Source organism: Streptomyces sp. NPDC001770 (genome assembly GCF_053596135.1).
The window spans coordinates 53240-71542 of record NZ_JBSFFN010000014.1; the positions used below are offsets into that span (position 1 = coordinate 53240).

The window sequence follows — 18303 nt, forward strand, 5'->3', positions numbered from 1 at the left end:
GGGGTCGGAAGGCGGGCGGCTACGGGCGGCGGGCAGTGCGGTGCGTGGGCGCGGGGCGGGTGCCGGGTCGCGCGCGGGTCAGGAGGCCATCAGGGCCAGGGCGCTGTTCTGGCCTCCCAGGGCGGTGGAGACGCAGAGCGCGGTGCGCGCCACGCCGGGGCGGGGGACCTTGGTGACGAGGTCGATCCCCTCGGCGAAGGCCGGGTCCGGTTCGGTGAGGTTCGCGGTCGGCGGGATCGTCCGGCGGGCCAGGGTGAGCACGCTGAGGACGGCCTCGACGCCTCCCGAGCCCGCACCGGCGTGGCCGAGGGTGGCCTTGGTGGCGGTGACCGGCGGGCGGTGCGGCAGCAGCCGGGCCAGCCAGGACGCCTCGGCCGCGTCGTTGGAGGCGGTCGCCGCACCGTGGGCGTTGACGTGTTCCACGTCCTCCGGCCGCCAGCGGGCGTCGGCGAGCGCGGCGCGTACCGCCTGCTCGGCGCCCCGGCCCTCGGGGTGGACGGCGGCGATGTGGTGCGCGTCGCCCGCGGCCCCGTAACCGGCCGTCCAGGCGAGGACCGGAGCGCGGCGGGCCCGGGCGTGCGCGGCGCGCTCCAGCACCAGGATTCCGGCGCCCTCGGCGACGACGAAGCCGTCCCGGCCGGCGCCGAAGGGGCGGGCCGCGTCGCACGGTTCGCAGGGGCGGGTGGACAGGATGCCCAGCTGGCCGAAGGCCGTCACGGTGAGGGGGTGGCAGAGGCTCTCGGAACCGCCGGCCACCGCGATGTCCAGGGCGCCGGAGCGCAGCAGATCGCGGGCGACGCCGATCGCGGTCAGCCCGGAGGCACAGCCCGCCGAGGTCGCGAAGTTCGGTCCGGCCGCGCCGAGATCGAGGGCCACCTCCGCCGCGCTCGCACTGGGCAGGCTGCGCGGCAGCGCCATCGGGGAGACGGTCTCGGGGCGGCCGGCGGCGAGTCTGCCGCAGATGTCGATGAGGCCGTCGACGCTGGAGCCGCCCGTACCGATGACCACCCCGACACGGACCGGGTCCCAGTCGCGTCCGGTGAGTCCCGCCATGGCCATGGCCTCGCGTGCGGCGACCACGCTGAGCTGGGTGTTCCGGTCCATCCGGCGGGCCAGCCGCCGCCCGAGCAGCGCGTCGGCGTCGAAGTCCGGTACGCGGCAGGAGATGTCCACCCGCAGTCCGGCCAGCAGCGGGTCACGGGCGGCCGTGGACACCCCCGCGAGCGCGGCGCGCCAGCCGGCCTCCACGCCGATCCCGCCGGACGTGACCAGGCCCAGACCCGTCACGACGACACCGGCTCTCACGACTGGGCAGGCGTGACGAGCAGAGCCTGGTCGAGCGACGTCGCGGGAGCCGTGGCCGCGGCCGCGGGGCGGTGCCGGTGGGGCGAGGCGGCTGCCACGGCGCGGTCCTGGGCGGAGGAGGGCGCGGAGGCGGTTCCCGGGGGGAGGGCCCGGGCGAAGACCTCCGCCATCTCGCCCAGGGTGCTGTCAGGGTTCACCTCCACGTCCTCCAGGCGGACCCCGGTGCTCTCGGTGATGATCACCGCCAGCTCTGCCAGGGAGAGGGAGTCCAGCTCCAGTTGACGGGCCGTCGCGTCGGGCCGCACCTGTTCCTCGTTCAGCCCGAATTCCTCGACCAGCAGTCTGGCCAGCGTTTCGTACATCGTGCCGTCCTCCATGAAGTTGTTTCTTGCGCAAACACAGTCGCCAACGATGCCAAGCCCTCCTGGTCACCCCGAAACACCGATTCGCCAGGGTTGACACGCGAGAGTCCCCGCATACGGCCGTGTGGCGGGGGGTGGCGCGAACGGGGGTGGGGTGGCGCGAGGCCCCGTACGCCGTGTTCGACCGGGCGCCCGGACCGGCGCCGGAGGGCGTTGTCAGTGGGCGCACGTATGTTCAGTCGTGTTCCGCTTCCGCCGTCGCGGAGTGGGCCCACTCCTCCGTGCAAAAACCTCCTGGGGTCTCCAAAGCCCTTTTAGCGCAAAGGACATGACGTGTCGTCAGATGTGGAGAGGTCGAGTGTCGCGCGGGTGGTCCCGCCCGCCCGGCCGCGCAGGCTCGCCAAGGTCCCGTTCGTCGAACTGGCCGACGGGCGGCTGCAGGGCGTGGTGTCCAGCGGGTCGGACATCGAGCGCGTCTACGTCTCGTCCGTCGAGACGCGGACCTTCGCCTACGCCTGCAGTACCAACAACAATCGCCCCTGCGGCGGGGCGCGCGGCGGCTTCTGCAACCACATACGTGCCCTGGTCAACGAGTCCGTCCTCCAGTACGGCCCCGAGCGCGTGGCCCGGTACCTGAAGGCCGAGCCCGCCGACGGCGAGCCGACCGCGCAGGGCATCACGGCCACCATGACGGCCGCCCGCCCCGGACCGGCCGGCAGCAAGGCCGCCGCGCCCGTCTTCAGCCGCTTCCTGCACCACCTGGCGTACCTCGAACTCGCGCCGACCACGCTGCCGCTGCCCGAGATGCAGTGGTTCCCGCCGACCCGCTCGCTGACCGGCGAGGCGGCGTGATGCGGGCCGGCCTGCTCGTCGAGGAGATCGACGGACTGGACGAGGCGCTGGCCGCCGTCGACTCCTTCGACCGGGTCCTGGTGGCCGGCCTGCTCCGGCCGCGCCCCGCGCAGGCCGCCGGGCTGGCGGAGTTCGCCGATGCCCTCGCGGGGAGCCCGCTCGCCGTCCGGGTCGCCGAGGCGGCCGGGAAGGCGGCCTCCGGGGCGGCCGGCGAGGAGCACTTCACCGCCCTCGCCGCCGCGCGCGCCGCGCTGCTCGGCTCGGCGCACGACGCGCTGACGGCCCGGGCGGCGGAGGCGACCGGCCGTACCACCGCCTCCGTGGCAGCCCCCGGCATCGAGCCGGGTGTCCCGGTGAACCTGCTGGTCGCCGCCCGTTCCTGGCTCTGCGACCTGGCGCGCTGCGGCTGGCGGGGCATCGACCACGAGGTGGTCTCCGGGGCCGCGCGGATCGTCTCCGCGATGCTCGACGACCCGGAACTCCGCCGCCTGGCCGCCCTCCTGGACGGCTTCGCCGCCGAACTCGCCGCGTCCTGCCCCGGCGCCTCCCTGGAGCACGTCCCGGTCCGGCGCTGGGCCGACCTCTGGACACGGGCGATGCTGCTCACCCTGCCCGGCGCGGCGGTCACCCCGGAGACCGTCCCGGTCACCGGCCGGCTGCTGCCGCTCGGGGTGGACGTGCAGGAGCACGCCACCGCCGTACAGGCCCAGGTGCACGCGGTGTTCGAGCCCGCGGACGGCTCCGTCCCGTACCTGGTCCGCGCGTCGGTGTCGGCGCCCAAGCCCGACTCGGTCGTCGGTGCCGGACTCTGGCAGTTGCTCCGCCCCCACCTCTCCCTCCTCGCGGCGGTGGGTGAGGGGCGCGCGATGGAGCTGACCGGCATGCCGGTCACCCCGGCGGGCGACCTGATCTGGAGCGAGGCGCACGCCCGCCCCGGTGGGCCCGCCGACTCCTTCGCCACGGCCCGGGTCGCCCTGCCCACCGCGACCGGCCGGGCGACCGCCCCGCTGGACCGCCACCCCACGGCCGTCGCCGTACCCGTCTTCCTCGACGGATACGCGGCAGCGGCCGGGGAGGACGGCTCGGTGGCGTTCACCCTCGCCGGAGGAGTCGTGGGCGTGGACGTGGACCGGACACCGGCCGCCGGACCGCTCACCCCCGAGGCCGTCCTCGCGTCGGGGGCCTGCATCGCGCTGCTCCGCTGGGACGCGGGGGCGTTCCGCCTCCAGCCGCTCGCCGTGGAGACCCTCGTACGGAAGAAGCCGGTGGCGGTGCACGCCGGGGCCTGGGCCGGAGGCACCACCGACAAGACCGGGACCAGGGCCGAGAAGGCCGCCACCGACGCGGCGGCCGTACTGCGCGAACGAGCCGGAAGGCTGCTGAGGAAATGACCGTACGGACGGACGACATCGGACAGCGCGAAGACGCGGGAACGCCCGGGGACACGGCCGCCCCGGACGGTGTGCCGGGCGCGGATTCCCAGGACAACCGCCGCCAGGTCCTCTACTGGCGCCTCCTCGCCCAGCTCTTCGACCCCGAGGAGCAGGCGGCGCTGGAGTCGGCGAGCCTCTCCGTGGTCGAGGACATCGGCCTGCCGCCCGCACTGCTGGACCCGCAGGCCTCGGTCGACTCGGTCGTGCAGCGCCACCCGGGCCTGGCCGCCGAGTTCGACGGCCTGCTCGCCGCGGACGGCGCCGCGGACGGCGGCGGCGTGGCCGACGGTGCGGACGGCGTGGCCGACGGCGAGGCGGAAGGTTCAGGGCGGGACCGGGCTGCCGAGGTGCGGCGCGCCGCGCTGGTGTCGAAGGTGCTGCTGAACGTGTTCGCCACGGGCAGTGGCGCGGTCACCGCCGGGCAGCTGTCGCGCTGGCAGTCCGACGCGGGCTGGCTGGAGCGGGCGCTCGGCTGCGAGCCCGGCGCACTGCGCGGCGGACGCCCCGCCGGACGGTCCGCGGGGGGCCCGGGAGTGAGCGCCAGCGGATCGGGTGGCGGCGGTACGAGCCCCGACCTCAGCCGGCTGATCCCGGCGATCGGCCCCGAACTCGGCGCCATCGAAGCCGGCCTCGTCCGGCGGATGCGGCTGCGCGAGGTGCTCGCCGACCCGAAGCTCGCCGCGCGGCTCACGCCGAGCATGTCGCTGATCGAGCAGCTGCTGCGCGACAAGAACAACCTGGACGGTGTCGCCCTGGCCAACGCCAAGGCGCTGATCCGGCGGTTCGTCGACGAGGTCGCCGAGGTGCTGCGGACCCAGGTGGAGAAGGCCACCGTCGGACCGCTGGACCGTTCGGTCCCGCCGAAACGGGTCTACCGCAACCTCGACATCGACCGCACGATCTGGAAGAACCTCACCAATTGGAGCCCCGAGGAGGAGCGGCTCTACGTCGACCGCCTCTACTACCGCCACACCACGCGCAGGACGACGCCCCAGCGGCTCGTCGTGGTGGTCGACCAGTCGGGTTCCATGGTCGACTCCATGGTCAACTGCACCATCCTGGCCTCGATCTTCGCCGGGCTCCCCAAGGTCGACGTCCACCTCGTCGCGTACGACACCAAGGCCCTCGACCTCACCCCGTGGGTGCACGACCCCTTCGAGACCCTGCTCCGCACGCAACTCGGCGGCGGCACGGACGGCACGGTCGCCATGGCACTGGCCCAGCCGAAGATCGCGGAGCCCCGCAACACCGTCGTGGTGTGGATCTCCGACTTCTACGAATGGCAGTGCGAACCGCTCTTCGGGAGCATGGCCGCCCTCCACCGCTCGGGCGTCAAGTTCATCCCGGTGGGCTCGGTGACCAGCTCGGGGCGCGGCAGCGTCAACCCCTGGTTCCGCGAACGCTTCAAGGACCTCGGCACGCCGGTCCTCTCCGGCCACATCCGCAAGCTCGTCCACGAGCTGAAGAACTTCCTCACCTGATCCCGGCCCGGTAACCCGTCTCTTCCACCCCCGTACCCCAGACCCGAGAAAGGCCCGACATGTCCGACCTGCTGCGCGCCCCCGCCGAGATCAAGTACGCCGAGGAGCTGGACTGGCTGGAATCGGTGGACGACGGCCCCAAGCCGTTCTCCTGGCGCCTTTCGCCGAAGATGGTCCGCCTGTTCATCCTGGGCTCCGAGCGCGCCGACGGCCTCGACCGCGAGATCGGCCAGAAGTGGTTCGGCGACCGCAGCTTCGTGGAACGCTCCATCGTCACCCTCGCCTCCGACCGCGGCCTGCTGCTGATCGGCGACCCGGGCACCGGAAAGTCCTGGCTGGCCGAGCTGCTCTCCGCCGCCATCAGCCGCAACTCCACGCTGGTGGTGCAGGGCACGGCCGGCACCACCGAGGACCACATCAAGTACTCCTGGAACGTCTCCATGGTGATAGCCAAGGGCCAGTCCCGGGAGTCGATGATCCCCTCGCCGATCATGACCGCGATGGAGACCGGCACCATCGGCCGCTTCGAGGAGCTCACCCGCTCCACCAGCGACGTCCAGGACGCGCTGATCTCCATCCTCTCGGAGAAGTACGTCTCCGTCCCCGAACTGGAGAGTGGCGGCGACGGCGACAACATCGTCTTCGCCAAGCCCGGATTCTCGGTCATCGCCACCGCCAACAGCCGCGACCGGGGCGTCAACGACCTCTCGTCCGCGCTCAAGCGCCGCTTCAACTTCGTCCGCATCACCGTGGTGACGAACAGGAAGAGCGAGGCGGAGATCGTCCGCTTCCGCACCGAGGAGCTGCTCCGCCGCCACCGGATCGAGCTGGACGTGCCGCCCACACTGCTCGACGTACTCCTCCAGAGCTTCGCCGACCTGCGCGCCTCCGCCGCCGCGGCGGGCAGCGACGACGAGAAGCTGGAGTCCGCCCTCTCCAGCGCCGAGCAGATCGGAGTGCTGGAGGACGCGATTCTGCACAGCAACTTCTTCGGGGAGCGGGAGCTCACCGCCCGTACCCTCGCCTCCTCGCTCGTCGGCTCGCTGGTCCGGCGGGAGCCCGAGGACCTGGCCATCCTCAACAAGTACCTGCACGGAGTCGTGGAGCCGCGCGGCAAGGAGGAGGGCGGCGTCTGGCCCGAGTTCCTGGAGGGCGGCCGGGACGCGATCGCCACCCTGTCGTGACGGGCGTGGCATCCATCGACGGAGCGAGGGAGGAGAACACCATGCCGGAGACGGTCGCGGGGCAGACGGCCGCATCGCAGCGGCAGCTCACCGGATTCGAGGCGCTGCGCGGGCAGTTGGGAGAGGCGGCGGCGTCCTTCGCGGACGGGCCGGACGCGCTGGAGGGCATCCTCCTCGGACTGGTGGACGACGTGGACCGCGCGGTGCGCGAGCCGCTGGAGATCTTCCCGGTCTGCCACCACTCGCCCGCCTCGGCGACGGCGATGGCGCGGCGGCTTCGGGAGAAGCAGCCGAAGGTCGTCTACCTCGAGCTCTGCGAGGACATGGCACCGCTCCTCACCGAGCTGCGCAACTGCCGGCTCCCGGTGGCGGTGCAGGCCTTCGCGAGCGACGCCGAGGGCTTCCCCGCCGCGTGGGCCCCGCTCTCGGTGGTCGCGCCGATCACCGAGGCGTCCGCCGAGTACCAGGCCATCGCCTACGCCCTGGACACCCCGGGCGTCGAACTGGTCCTCGTCGACCGGTCCTCGGACCACGTCTTCCAGTGGCAGACGCACGACGAGCACACCGACGGCGAGGGACCCGCCCCCGCCCCGGCCCGCGCCGTCGCCCCCGCCGTCGAGGAGGAGGCCGCGCTGCACGGCGACGCGGTCGGCGTGGAGATCGGCGACCTGCGCCCGCGCTTCGCCGAGCTGGAGGAGCACCTGCTCCACCACGGCCGGGTCCGGCACTGGTCGGAGTGGTGGCACCAGTACGTCGAACTCCCGCTCGGCGACAGCGACCACGACACGTACCGGCAGGTCATGCTGCTGATAGGCAGCCTGTTCCGGCGGCTGGCGCCCGAGGACGCGGGACGTACGCGGGTGGACGAGGACCGCGAGCGGTACATGTGGACCCGGATGCGGGAACACCTCGCCGCGACCGGCACCGACCCCGCCGACTGCCTCTACGTCTGCGGCGCGTTCCACGCGGTCAGCCGGGTCGCCGAGTTCGGGGTGGCGGGCGCCGACGGCTTCGGGATCACCCCGCCGAGCGACAGCGTCTGGAGCTACGGCCTCATCCCGTCCAGCCACACCGCCATCGAGGCGCAGTTCGGCCTCGCCGCCGGCTCGGTGTCGATCGCCGCGACCCAGTGGACGAAGAACCTCAAGCGCACCCGGGTGAAGCCCTTCCGGCTCGCGGGCCAGGACGGCGCGAGGAAGTCCACGCGGGCGGCGGGGAAGCCGCCGGCACCCGCCGAGGCGGCGGAGACCGTCCCGGACCGGCTTTCCGGGTTCCTGCGGCTGCCGCCCGTACTCGACGGCCTGGACGAGGCCGAACTGCTCGGCTGGTCCGTGGAGATCGTGCGCGCCGCGCGCCGCAACGGCTACCTCGCCTCCACCGCCGACGCCATCGCCGTCTTCGAGACCTCGATCCTGCTGGCCGGGATGCGCGACCGCGCCCGCCCCACCCCGTACGACTTCCAGGACGCGGCCGTCACCTGCATCGAGAAGGACGCCGTCCCCGGGCGCCGGGACGTGCGCCGGCTCGTGGAGATCATGATGGGCGGCGACCGGATCGGCCGGGTCGGCTACGACTCGCTGCCGCCACTCGCCCGCGACGTCCACGACCGGCTCGCCCCGCTGGGGCTCGACCTCCAGCAGCGCGGAGTACGCCGGGCGCTGCTCGACATCAACACCCGCCCGGAGCTGGAGCGCTGCTCCGACGTGCTGTGGATGCTGCGCCGGCTGATGCCCGAGGACACCGCCCGGCCGATCATGGGGGAGCGGCGGCTCGGCGAGCGTTCCCTCCAGGAGTCCTGGGACCTCGCCCTCGGCACCAACCAACGGGCCCTGATCGAGCTGGGTTACGAGGGCGTCAGCATCGAACAGGTCCTGGAGCAGCGGCTCCGGAAAGCCGCGTACGCCCCGCAGGCGACCACCGCGACCGTGCTCCGGGCGGTCGAGGACGCCACGCTCCACCTGCGCGGCGGGCGCCTCGCCGCCGAACTCGGCGCCCGCGCCCTGGAGGTGCTGACCACCGAGCGCGGCGTGGACGGCGCCCCCGAGGTACTGCTGCGGGTGCGCCGGCTGCTGGCGTACTACCGCACCAGCGAGCCGGTGCTGCCGCCGTGGATCGAGTCCTTCGTCAAGGCCGGGTACGCGCACTACTGCACCCTGCTGCCGACCGCCTTCCACGACGAGGACGCCACCGGCCGTCAGGTCGCCGCCACGCTCGGCTTCCTCTTCTCCATGGAGGGGCTGGCGCTCTCCCTCGGCTGCGACCGGACCCAGCTGAAGCTGGCCCTCGCCCAGTCGCACCCCGAGGAGCCCTCCCGGACGGCCCTCCTCTGGGCGGCCCAGGTGCACCTCGGGCGGCTCTCCCGGGAGGAGCTGCGCGCGCGATGCGACGGACTGCTGGCCAACCCCCTGGTGGTGCCCGCCTACCCGCGCTACCTCAGCGGGTTCCTGCACGCCCTGGAGCCGGTTCCGCACCTCGCCGACTTCGTCGTCGAAGCCGTGTCGAACGCCTTCGCGCGCCTCCCCGACCGGGTGCTGCTGCCCTGGCTGCCGACGCTCATCACCACCCTGCGCGCCGAGGGCGCCGACCTCGCCCCGCTGCTGATCCGGGAGGCCGGGCGGATCTTCCCCGGCCGGCTGGACGCGCTGGACACCTTCGTACCGCCGTGGCGCGAGCTGCCCGCCCCGGACGCGGCGGCGACCCGGGACCCCGGAGCCGGTACCGACGCGCGCACGGGCGTCGCCCTGCTCGCCGCGCACCCGGCGGCCTGCGACGCGGTGGCCGCGCTCCTGGGCTGCGACGGTACGTGGCAGCAGGCCGGTACGGCCCCCGCGGGCGCCGCACTCCTCGCCCGGCATCCGGAGCCGGCCGGTGCGCTGGAGGCGCTGCTCGCCGGAGCGTGACACGACGGGACCGGTCCGCGATCCCTCCGGGGCGCGGTCCGGTCCGGGGCGCCTTCGGGACCGGCCCGGGATGCCGCCCGGTTCTGGAAGCCGTTCAGTCCTCCTGGACGTGGACCACGGGCTCGTGGGCGATGGGGAAGTTCACCGAGCGGGCGATGAAGCAGAGGGCCGGGACATCGCCGTGCAGCGCGCGGGCCTTCTCCACCATCGACGCGTCGGTGACCGTCACCTCGGGGCGCAGCACGACCTGGGTGATCCGGCCGCCCCCACCGGTCTCGTCCATGGTCATCACTCCGTGGGCCGTGTCCTCGTAGTCGGTGACGACGACACCGCCGACCGCGCAGAGATGCAGGTACCAGAGCATGTGGCACTGGGCGACGGAGGAGACCAGCAGCTCCTCGGGGTTCCAGCGGGCCGGGTCGCCGCGGAACGCCGGATCGGAGGACGCCGCGATCCCGTCCTTGCCGTCCGCGAGTACCTCGTGGTCGCGGCTGAAGGACGCGTAACCGTCCGTACCCGAGCCGAGGTTGCCCGTCCACTCGACCTGGACGTCGTAGGTGTGCGTAGTCGTCATGGCCAGAGCGTAGGAGGCGGCGGGCGGCCACGCGAAGCCCTTCCCGTCGTGGCGCGGCGCACCGCCACGACGGAGGAAGCCCACCGTGCCCCGCACCTCATTGCGGCAACATGAATATTTTTCCGGGAGGTTGACGAAAAAATTCCGGCCTCCCCATGCTGGAGCCCATGCACTCCCACAGAGGCCCCCTCGCACAGCTGAGGCGGGGCCACGAAGAGCGCGTGCTCGGACTGCTGCGCCGGCACGGCCAGTTGAGCCGCGCCGAGCTGGGGCGGCTCTCGGGACTCTCGCGCACCACGCTGTACGACATCGTGGCGACCCTGGTCGCGGGCGGCGCCGTGGTCCCCGGCGCGGCCGACCCCGGGCCGCGCAAACGCGGCCGTCCCGTCGAGCACCTGACCCTCGACCCGGCCGCCGGGCAGGCGCTCGGCATCGACTTCGCGCGCCGCTCGGTCCACGTGGCCGCCGCCAACGTCGCGCACGAGATGATCGGTTCGGCCAGCCTCCCCCACCCGCCGGACCTCCCCTGGGAGGGCCGCGTCGACCTCGCCGAGAAGCTGGTCGCCTCGCTGGCCGACGGCGCGCTGCGGCTCTCCGCCCTCGGCGCCACCGGGGCGGTCGGGGTGGGCGTCGTCGGGCCGGTGCGCCGTACGGAGACCGAGGACGCGCGGACGGCGGAAGGCCACCGGATCACCCGTCCGGGCGGGGGCCACGGCGGCACGCTCGCCGGCCTCGTGGAGCTGCTGACCGCCCGCTTCGGCGCCCCCGTCCTCATCGACAACAACACCCGCCTCGCCGCCCTCGCCGAAGCCACCTGGGGCGCCGCCGCCGGCAGCCGCGACGTGCTCTACCTGCGGCTCTCGCACGGCGTCGGCGGCGGCCTGGTCGTCAACGGCGCCCTCCACCGGGGCGTCGACGGGCTGGCCGGCGAACTCGGCCACATCACCGCCGACCCGGCCGGCATCCCCTGCGAATGCGGCGGCGCCGGCTGCCTGGAAACCGTCGCGTCCGTCGGGGCCGTACTCACCGCGTACCGCGAACAGGGCGGCACCGCGCGGGACTTCACCGCGTTCATGGCGGCACTGGAGGGCGGCGACAAGGCCGCCGAGGAGGTGCTGCGCCGGGCCGGGACCTTCGTCGGGGCCGTACTCGCCTCCGTCGTGGGCGCCCTCGGCCCCAGCACGATCGTGCTCGGCGGTGAACTCGCCGAGACCGGCGACGCCCTGCTGGGCCCCGTCGCCGAGGCGCTCGACGCCCACGTCCTGCCGCTCGCCCGGGACCGCGTGACGCTGCGCCCCGCCGCGCTCGGCGAAGCGGGCGGCGCGCACGGCGGCGTCGCCCTGGCCCTGCACGAATCGCCGCTGCTCGCCCGCTACCCGGGCCCGGCACTCCCCGAGGACGACGACGCATGACATCCCCCTTCCACCCCCTCGTCAAGGACACCCGCGCCCCCGCGGACCTCGTGGCCGAAGCACCCGGCGACCCCGCACCGGCCCCGCCGGGCGACCGCGCGGCCCGCACCGTAAAGCGCGGCGGGCGGTCCTTCCTCTCCTCGCTCGGGCTCAACCTGGTCGCGCTCGCCGTGGGCCTCGGCGCCTGGGCGCTGCTCGACCCCCTCGGGTTCGACACCGTGCCGGGACCCGGCGAGGTCGCCTCCCGGGCGGGCGAGCTGATCGCCGACGGCACCCTCGCCGGCGACGCCCTCGCCAGCGTGCGCCGGGTGCTGACCGGCTTCGCGCTGGGCACCCTGGCCGCCGTACCGGTCGGGTTCCTCATGGGCTGGTACCCGGTGGCCCGGGGGCTGCTGGAGCCGTACGTCCAGTTCTTCCGCACCGTCCCGCCGCTGGCCCTGATCCCGCTCACCATCGTGCTGATGGGCATCGGCGAGACCCCCAAGATCTTCGTCATCTTCCTCGCCGCCTTCCTCTCCAGCGTGGTCGCCGCCTTCCAGGGCGTCGTCGGGGTCGACCGCACCCTGATCGACGCCGCACGGGTGCTCGGCGCGAAGGACGGGACGATCTTCCTCAAGGTCGTCGTCCCCGCGTCCGCGCCGTTCATCCTGGTCGGCATGCGGATCGGCCTCGGCTCCGCCTGGGGGACCCTGGTCGCCGCCGAACTCATCGCCGCCCCCGAGGGTCTGGGTTTCCGGATGCAGCAGGCCCAGCTCTACTACGACCTCCCCACCATCTTCGTCGGGCTGATCTCCATCGGTGTGCTCGGCCTGCTGATGGACCGCCTGCTCCTCGTCGCCGAACGACGCCTCACCCACTGGCAGGAAACCCGATGAACGCCAAGATCTCCTTCCGCGGGGTCTCCCGGACCTACCCCGTCAAGAACACGGTCTTCACCGCGCTCAAGGATGTCTCGCTGGACATCGGCGACGAGGAGTTCGTCACCGTCGTCGGCCCCTCCGGCTGCGGCAAGAGCACCCTGCTGAACCTCGCCGCCGGACTCGCCGAGCCCACCTCCGGCACCGTCCTGGTCGACGGGAAGCCGGTCACCGGACCCGGCCCCGAACGCGGGGTGATCTTCCAGCAGTACGCCCTGTTCCCCTGGCTGACCGTGCGCGGCAACGTCGAGTTCGGGCTCAAGCTCGCCTCCGTACCGGCGGCCGAACGCAGGCTCCGCGCCCACCGGGCCATCGAACTCGTCGGCCTCGGCGACTTCGCGGACGCCCTCCCCAAGACGCTCTCCGGCGGCATGAAGCAGCGCTGCGCCATCGCCCGCGCCTACGCCGTCGACCCCCAAGTCCTCCTGATGGACGAGCCGTTCGGCGCACTGGACGCGCTGACCCGGGTGCAGTTGCAGGACCAGCTGCTGGACACCTGGAGCCGCGACCGGCGCACCGTCCTCTTCATCACCCACGACGTCGACGAGGCCGTCTACCTCGCCGGACGCGTCATCGTGATGGCCGCCCGGCCCGGCCGCATCCACCGGGTCATCGATGTCGGCCTCCCGTACCCGCGCACCGAAGCGGTCCGGCTCTCACCGGAGTTCGCCGACATCCGCAACACCGTCTGGCAGGCCGTCTACCACCAGCCCCCGGCCCCCGCCGCCGTCTGACCGGCCCGGCCGCGCACCCCCTCTCCCCGTACCACCCACACCCACCGAAGGATCACTCCGCCATGCGTCTCTCCCAGCGCGCCCTCACGGCCGCAGCCACCGTGTCCGTCCTGGCACTCTCCGTCACCGGCTGCTCCGGGGACGACGGCGACTCCGCCGGTGGCGGCGGCAGCGCCAAGGTGCGGTTCGGCTACATCAGCGACTACAACGGCGCCAGCCTGCTCGCCATCGCCGACCAGCGGGGCCTGTGGAAGAAGGAGGGGCTCTCGCCCCAGTACAGCGTCTTCACCAACGGCCCGCTCCAGATCCAGGCGCTCGGCGGCGGCTCCCTCGACTTCGGCTACATAGGCCCCGGCGCGATGTGGCTGCCCGCCACCGGCAAGGCCAGGGTCGTCGCCGTGAACACCCTCGCCTACGCGGACCGGGTCATCGCCCAGCCCGGCATCAAGACCATCCAGGACCTCAAGGGCAAGAAGGTCGGCGTCCCCGCCGGCACCTCCGGCGAGATGGTCCTCAACCTGGCGCTCCAGAAGGCCGGGATGAAGCCCTCAGACATCCAGAAGGTCCCGATGGACCCGGCGACCGTGGTCTCCGCCTTCGCCTCCGGAAAGATCGACGGCGCAGGCCTCTGGTACCCGCTCATCGACTCCATCAAGGCGAAGAAGCCCGGCCTCAACGAGGTCGGCTCCACCAAGGACTTCTCCGACAAGGCGTTCCCCACCGCATTCGTCTCGGGCACCAGGACCGACAAGGGCCTCACCGCCAAGGTCGTCAAGGTCCTCCAGCAGGCCAACGACTACCGGGCCGCGCACCCCGAGGAGGCGATCGACGCCGCCGCGAAGCTGCTGAAGGTCGACCGCACCAAGGTCGCCGCCGACGCCGCCAACGTGAAGACGATGACCACCGCCGACCTGGTGGCGAAAACCGGTGACGGCACCGTCGCCTCCTGGCTGGACGGGCTCGGCGAGTTCTTCGTGGGTACCGGCCAGCTCAAGACGGTGCCGAAGGCGGACACGTACTACGACGGCGACCTCTACACGAAGGCGTACGCCAAGTGAACCTGCTGTTCCTCATGACCGACCAGCACCGGGTGGACACCCTCGGCGCCTACGGCAACCCGCACGTCAAGACCCCCAACCTGGACCGGCTCGCCGCCGCCGGCACCCGCTTCGACCGGTTCTACACCCCCACCGCCATCTGCACCCCCGCCCGCGCCAGCCTGCTCACCGGCCAGGCCCCCTTCCGTCACCGGCTGCTCGCCAACTACGAGCGGAACGTGGGCTATCTGGAGGACCTCCGGGAGGACGTCTTCACCTTCCCGGCCGCCCTGAAGGAGCGCGACTACCAGCTCGGGCTGATCGGCAAATGGCACGGCGGCACCCACCGCAACGCCGCCTCCTACGGCTTCGACGGCCCCGACCTGCCCGGCTGGCACAACCCCGTCGACCACCCCGACTACCTCGCCTACCTGGAGGAGCGGGGCCTGCCCCCGTACCGCATCACCGACCACATCCGGGGGACCGCGCCGGCCGGCAACCCCGGGAACCTGCTGGCCGCGCGGCTGCACCAGCCGGTGGAGGCGACGTTCGAGCACTACCTCGCGACCCGAGCCATCGAGCAGTTGGAGAAGTACGCGGCTGACGGGCGGCCCTTCTTCCTCGCCACCCACTTCTTCGGCCCGCACCTGCCCTACCTGCTGCCCGACTCCTACTTCGACCTCTACGACCCCGAACTCGTCGAGCTGCCCGCGTCGATCAACGAGACCTTCGAGAACAAGCCTCCGGTGCAGGCCAATTACAGCGCGCACTGGGCGTTCGACACCATGCCGCTGGAGGTCAGCCGCAAACTCGTCGCGGTCTACTGGGGTTACGTCACCCTCATCGACGAGCAGATCGGGCGCATCCTGACCCGCCTGGACGAACTCGGCCTGGAGGAAACCACCTCGGTGTTCTTCACCGCCGACCACGGCGAGTTCACCGGCGCCCACCGGCTGCACGACAAGGGCCCTGCGATGTACGAGGACATCTACCGCATCCCCGGCATCGTGCGCGTCCCCGGCGAGGCCCCGCAGGTCCGCGACGAACTCGTCAGCCTCACCGACTGCACCGCGACCCTGCTCGACCTGGCGGGCGTCGACCCGTCCCCGGCCGTGGACAGCCGCTCCCTCCTCCCGCTGGTGCGCGGCGAACACCCTCACTGGGCGCCCGAGTTGGTGGCCGAGTTCCACGGCCACCACTTCCCCTACCCGCAGCGGATGATCCGCGACGACCGCTACAAGCTGGTCGTCAACCCGGAGTCCGTGAACGAGCTGTACGACCTCCTCGACGATCCCGACGAGCTCGAAAACCGGTACGGAAAGCCCGAGCTGGCGGGTGTACGCGACCGGCTGATGCAGCGGCTCTACAGGCTGCTGCGCGACCGCGGCGACAACTTCTACCACTGGATGACGTCGATGTACGACATCGGTGGCTCGGACGCCGACGTGACCCTCAGCTCCTTCGAACCGGACGGCACCGCCCCGACGACCACGACCACCGCCCCGACGACCACGACCACGGCCCCGACGACCACGGAGACCCGATGAGACGCAAGCGCACCCCCGCACGCGCACGGCGGCTGTCACGCCGGGCGGCCCCCGCCGCCGCGCTGATCTGCCTGCTCGGCCTGGCCACGGCCCCCTCGTACGGCGCCGAAAGGCACTCGGCGGCGGCCCATCACGCCTCCGCGGCGGAGGCCGCCGCCCCCGCCACGTACACCAACCCGGTCACCGCCGGGACCGTCGACACCTTCCCCGACCCCACGATGATCCGGGGCAAGGACGGCTACTGGTACGCCTACGGCACCCAGAACCCGGTCTTCCAGACCAAGGGCGAGGACGGCGAGCGCATCCTGCCGATCCTGCGCTCCCCGGACATGGTGACCTGGACCTACGCCGGTGAGGTCTTCACCCCCGAGACCCGGCCCGCCTGGCTCCAGGGCTCCCGGCTCTGGGCGCCGGACATCCACTACGCCTTCGGGCAGTACTACCTCTACTACTCGGTCCCCGGACGCGGCACCGTGGGTCTGGTCACCGGCCCGACGCCCACCGGCCCGTGGACCGACAAGGGCGCGGTGCTGCCCACGCCCAGCGGCTGCCCGACCGGCAGTATCGACCAGGCGCAGTTCACCGACACCGACGGAACTCCCTACCTCTACTGGGGGAGTTACGACACCATCTGCGTCGCCAGGATGAACGGCGACCGCACCCGCGTCGAAGGCGCGGTCACCCAGGTCGCGCGCGGCCGACGGGTCGAGGGCGGGTTCGTCGTCCACCGCGACGGCTACTACTACCTCTTCTACTCCGACGCGGGCTGCTGCGACGGCGCGTACAGCGGCTACCAGGTGAAGGCGGGCCGCTCGACCAGCCCCACCGGACCCTTCACCGACGACGAGGGCACCGACCTGATGGCCCTCGGCAGCAAGGGCGGCGTGGTCGTCGGCGCCAACGGCAACCGGTGGATCGGCCCCGGCCACAACGCCATCCAGACCGACCTGTCCGGCCAGGACTGGCTCGTCTACCACGGCATCCCCGCCGAATCGCCCGACCTCGCCCCGGCCTCCGGCGGCACCCTCAAGCTCTCCCGGCGTCCGATGCTCATCGACCGCCTCGACTGGATCGACGGCTGGCCCGTCGTCCGCGCCGGTACGGGCCCCTCGGACACCCCGACCGCCGCACCCGTCACCACCTGGACCGCGGGCGGCACTTTCGAGACCGGCCTCACCGGCTGGCGCACCCAGGGCGCGACCCCGGCCGGCTGGACCACCGCCACCGGGACCGACGGCCACGGCTACGTCCGCCACACCCCCACCGCCGGCTCCACCGCCCCCGGCTACCTGGTCTCCACCGGCACCGCCCCCGCCGCCGTACGCGCCGAGGCCGACCTCCGGGTGACCGCCGCCGGAGGAGCCGCAGGCCTGACCCTCGCCCACACCGACGCCGACAACCGCGTCGCCGTCTGGCTGGACCGGGCGAAGAACGCCCTGGTCACCGAGGTACGGATCAAGGGCGTCGACCAGGGTGAGCAGATCGGTGCCCTGCCCACCGGGTTCTCCTGGGACACCTGGCACACCGTCTCCGCCGAGATCCGGGGCACCCGCCTCACCGTGGAGGTCACCGGCGACCGGCTCCGCGACCCGGTCGCCGAGCAGACCCGCACCCTGCCCGCCGCCGCCGTCCACGCCGGAGCGGTCTCCGCGGCCGCCAAGGGCGCCGGGGCCGAGGCCGACAACGTCGGCGCCACCGCGCTGTACACCCCCGTCACCGAGCGGGCCCCCGTCGCCCGGCCCGGAGCCCTGCTCCCCGCCTACAGCGACGAGTTCGACACCGCGACGCTCCCCGGCACCACGGCCGACTCCGCCTGGAGCTGGGTACGCGGCCCCGCCACCGGCACCACCATGGTGAACGGCGCGCTCTCCTGGCCCACCTCCAACACCGAGTTGTACCTCGGCGACAACACCGCCCCTGTCCTGCTGCGCCCCGCACCCGCGGGCGACTACACGGTGGAGACCAAACTCCACTTCACCCCCACCACCAACGCCCAGCAGGCCGGGCTGGTGCTCTACGAGAACGACGACCGCTGGTTCAAGCTCACCCACTCGGTGCTGCCGCTCAACAACGGCAACGGGGCCATGCTCCACGTGACCGAGTTCGGCAAGGAGGGCGAGCGGCCCACCACCACCCCGCCGACCGCCGTCGCCAACGCCCCGATGTTCGGCGGCCCCACCGCCGACACCCTCTGGCTGCGGCTCACCCACCACCTCGACACCGCCAGCCAGGAGCACGAGGTCCGCGCCTCCTCCAGCCGCGACGGCGTGCACTGGACGCTCAGCGGGGTGTGGACCCTGCCGGTCAAGGGCGATCTGAAGATCGGCCTGATCTCCGACAACCACGTGGGCGCGGTGGCCGACTTCGACTACGTACGGACCTACGGGCCCCCCGCGACCCTCGCACCGGCGAAGCCGGGGTCGTCCGAGCCGGGGGCGTCCGAGCCCGCGCACGGGAAGCCGTCGCACGGGAAGCCCCGGGCGAAGAAGTAGGACCGGCCGACGGCCCGGTCGGCACGAGGAAGCGCCCGCACACATCATTCCGGTGTGCGGGCGCTTCGCCGTA

General features: G+C 72.9%; 14 protein-coding genes. 11 read left to right on the top strand and 3 right to left on the bottom strand.

Features of this window, described 5'->3' with window-relative positions:
• Window positions 1–78: 78 nt before the first annotated feature.
• On the bottom strand, window positions 79–1287 hold the full coding sequence (locus ACWCSV_RS14980; protein WP_451142183.1) for a beta-ketoacyl-[acyl-carrier-protein] synthase family protein: 1209 nt from the start codon (window positions 1285–1287) through the stop codon (window positions 79–81).
• 14 nt (window positions 1288–1301) lie between these two features.
• Window positions 1302–1682, bottom strand: a complete 381-nt coding sequence (locus ACWCSV_RS14985; RefSeq protein WP_451142185.1) for an acyl carrier protein — start codon at window positions 1680–1682, stop codon at window positions 1302–1304.
• Window positions 1683–2000: 318 nt separating this feature from the next.
• Here ACWCSV_RS14985 and ACWCSV_RS14990 point away from each other — a divergent pair, with 318 nt between their 5' ends.
• Genes ACWCSV_RS14990 through ACWCSV_RS15010 form a run of 5 tightly spaced genes read left to right on the top strand, consistent with a single transcriptional unit; the run spans window position 2001 to window position 9517 of the window.
• Window positions 2001–2519, top strand: a complete 519-nt coding sequence (locus tag ACWCSV_RS14990) for a hypothetical protein (RefSeq protein ID WP_451142187.1) — start codon at window positions 2001–2003, stop codon at window positions 2517–2519.
• A complete protein-coding gene (locus ACWCSV_RS14995; protein ID WP_451142189.1) occupies window positions 2519–3910 on the top strand; it encodes a hypothetical protein in 1392 nt (463 codons plus the stop codon). The genes ACWCSV_RS14990 and ACWCSV_RS14995 overlap by 1 nt, the downstream gene beginning before the upstream one ends.
• Window positions 3907–5433 carry a VWA domain-containing protein gene (locus tag ACWCSV_RS15000; RefSeq protein WP_451142191.1) on the top strand — a complete coding sequence of 509 codons (1527 nt, stop codon included), beginning with the start codon at window positions 3907–3909 and terminating at the stop codon, window positions 5431–5433. Before ACWCSV_RS14995 ends, ACWCSV_RS15000 begins: the two co-directional genes overlap by 4 nt.
• A gap of 59 nt (window positions 5434–5492) precedes the next feature.
• Window positions 5493–6617 carry an ATP-binding protein gene (locus tag ACWCSV_RS15005; RefSeq protein ID WP_451142193.1) on the top strand — a complete coding sequence of 375 codons (1125 nt, stop codon included), beginning with the start codon at window positions 5493–5495 and terminating at the stop codon, window positions 6615–6617.
• Between the two features lie 41 nt (window positions 6618–6658).
• Complete coding sequence (locus ACWCSV_RS15010; RefSeq protein ID WP_451142393.1) at window positions 6659–9517, top strand: hypothetical protein; 2859 nt, start codon at window positions 6659–6661, stop codon at window positions 9515–9517.
• Window positions 9518–9611: 94 nt separating this feature from the next.
• Here the strand turns inward: ACWCSV_RS15010 and ACWCSV_RS15015 are convergent, their stop codons facing one another.
• On the bottom strand, window positions 9612–10091 hold the full coding sequence (locus tag ACWCSV_RS15015) for an OsmC family protein (RefSeq protein ID WP_451142195.1): 480 nt from the start codon (window positions 10089–10091) through the stop codon (window positions 9612–9614).
• Between the two features lie 155 nt (window positions 10092–10246).
• On the opposite strand from ACWCSV_RS15015, the gene ACWCSV_RS15020 reads away from it, so the two are divergent.
• The 6 genes from ACWCSV_RS15020 to ACWCSV_RS15045 all read left to right on the top strand — a co-directional run bounded on the left by ACWCSV_RS15020 (window position 10247) and on the right by ACWCSV_RS15045 (window position 18230).
• Window positions 10247–11503, top strand: coding sequence for an ROK family protein (locus tag ACWCSV_RS15020; protein WP_451142197.1), 1257 nt, complete (start codon window positions 10247–10249; stop codon window positions 11501–11503).
• Window positions 11500–12378, top strand: a complete 879-nt coding sequence (locus tag ACWCSV_RS15025; RefSeq protein ID WP_451142199.1) for an ABC transporter permease — start codon at window positions 11500–11502, stop codon at window positions 12376–12378. The genes ACWCSV_RS15020 and ACWCSV_RS15025 overlap by 4 nt, the downstream gene beginning before the upstream one ends.
• Window positions 12375–13154 (top strand): ABC transporter ATP-binding protein, encoded by a 780-nt coding sequence (locus tag ACWCSV_RS15030; protein ID WP_451142201.1) that lies wholly within the window; start codon window positions 12375–12377, stop codon window positions 13152–13154. Before ACWCSV_RS15025 ends, ACWCSV_RS15030 begins: the two co-directional genes overlap by 4 nt.
• A gap of 62 nt (window positions 13155–13216) precedes the next feature.
• Window positions 13217–14212, top strand: coding sequence for an aliphatic sulfonate ABC transporter substrate-binding protein (locus tag ACWCSV_RS15035; protein WP_451142203.1), 996 nt, complete (start codon window positions 13217–13219; stop codon window positions 14210–14212).
• A complete protein-coding gene (locus ACWCSV_RS15040) occupies window positions 14209–15738 on the top strand; it encodes a sulfatase-like hydrolase/transferase (protein ID WP_451142205.1) in 1530 nt (509 codons plus the stop codon). Before ACWCSV_RS15035 ends, ACWCSV_RS15040 begins: the two co-directional genes overlap by 4 nt.
• Entirely contained in the window at window positions 15735–18230 is a 2496-nt protein-coding gene (locus ACWCSV_RS15045; RefSeq protein WP_451142207.1) for a family 43 glycosylhydrolase, read from the top strand. Before ACWCSV_RS15040 ends, ACWCSV_RS15045 begins: the two co-directional genes overlap by 4 nt.
• Window positions 18231–18303: the final 73 nt, after the last annotated feature.

Coding starts and splice junctions, on each gene's coding strand:
- ACWCSV_RS15005 (WP_451142193.1), top strand. CDS start 5,493: ATGTCCGACCTGCTGCGCGCCCCCGCCGAGATCAAGTACGCCGAGGAG.
- ACWCSV_RS15010 (WP_451142393.1), top strand. CDS start 6,659: ATGCCGGAGACGGTCGCGGGGCAGACGGCCGCATCGCAGCGGCAGCTC.
- ACWCSV_RS15030 (WP_451142201.1), top strand. CDS start 12,375: ATGAACGCCAAGATCTCCTTCCGCGGGGTCTCCCGGACCTACCCCGTC.
- ACWCSV_RS15000 (WP_451142191.1), top strand. CDS start 3,907: ATGACCGTACGGACGGACGACATCGGACAGCGCGAAGACGCGGGAACG.
- ACWCSV_RS15035 (WP_451142203.1), top strand. CDS start 13,217: ATGCGTCTCTCCCAGCGCGCCCTCACGGCCGCAGCCACCGTGTCCGTC.
- ACWCSV_RS15015 (WP_451142195.1), bottom strand. CDS start 10,091: ATGACGACTACGCACACCTACGACGTCCAGGTCGAGTGGACGGGCAAC.
- ACWCSV_RS15045 (WP_451142207.1), top strand. CDS start 15,735: ATGAGACGCAAGCGCACCCCCGCACGCGCACGGCGGCTGTCACGCCGG.
- ACWCSV_RS14985 (WP_451142185.1), bottom strand. CDS start 1,682: ATGGAGGACGGCACGATGTACGAAACGCTGGCCAGACTGCTGGTCGAG.
- ACWCSV_RS15025 (WP_451142199.1), top strand. CDS start 11,500: ATGACATCCCCCTTCCACCCCCTCGTCAAGGACACCCGCGCCCCCGCG.
- ACWCSV_RS14995 (WP_451142189.1), top strand. CDS start 2,519: ATGCGGGCCGGCCTGCTCGTCGAGGAGATCGACGGACTGGACGAGGCG.
- ACWCSV_RS15020 (WP_451142197.1), top strand. CDS start 10,247: ATGCTGGAGCCCATGCACTCCCACAGAGGCCCCCTCGCACAGCTGAGG.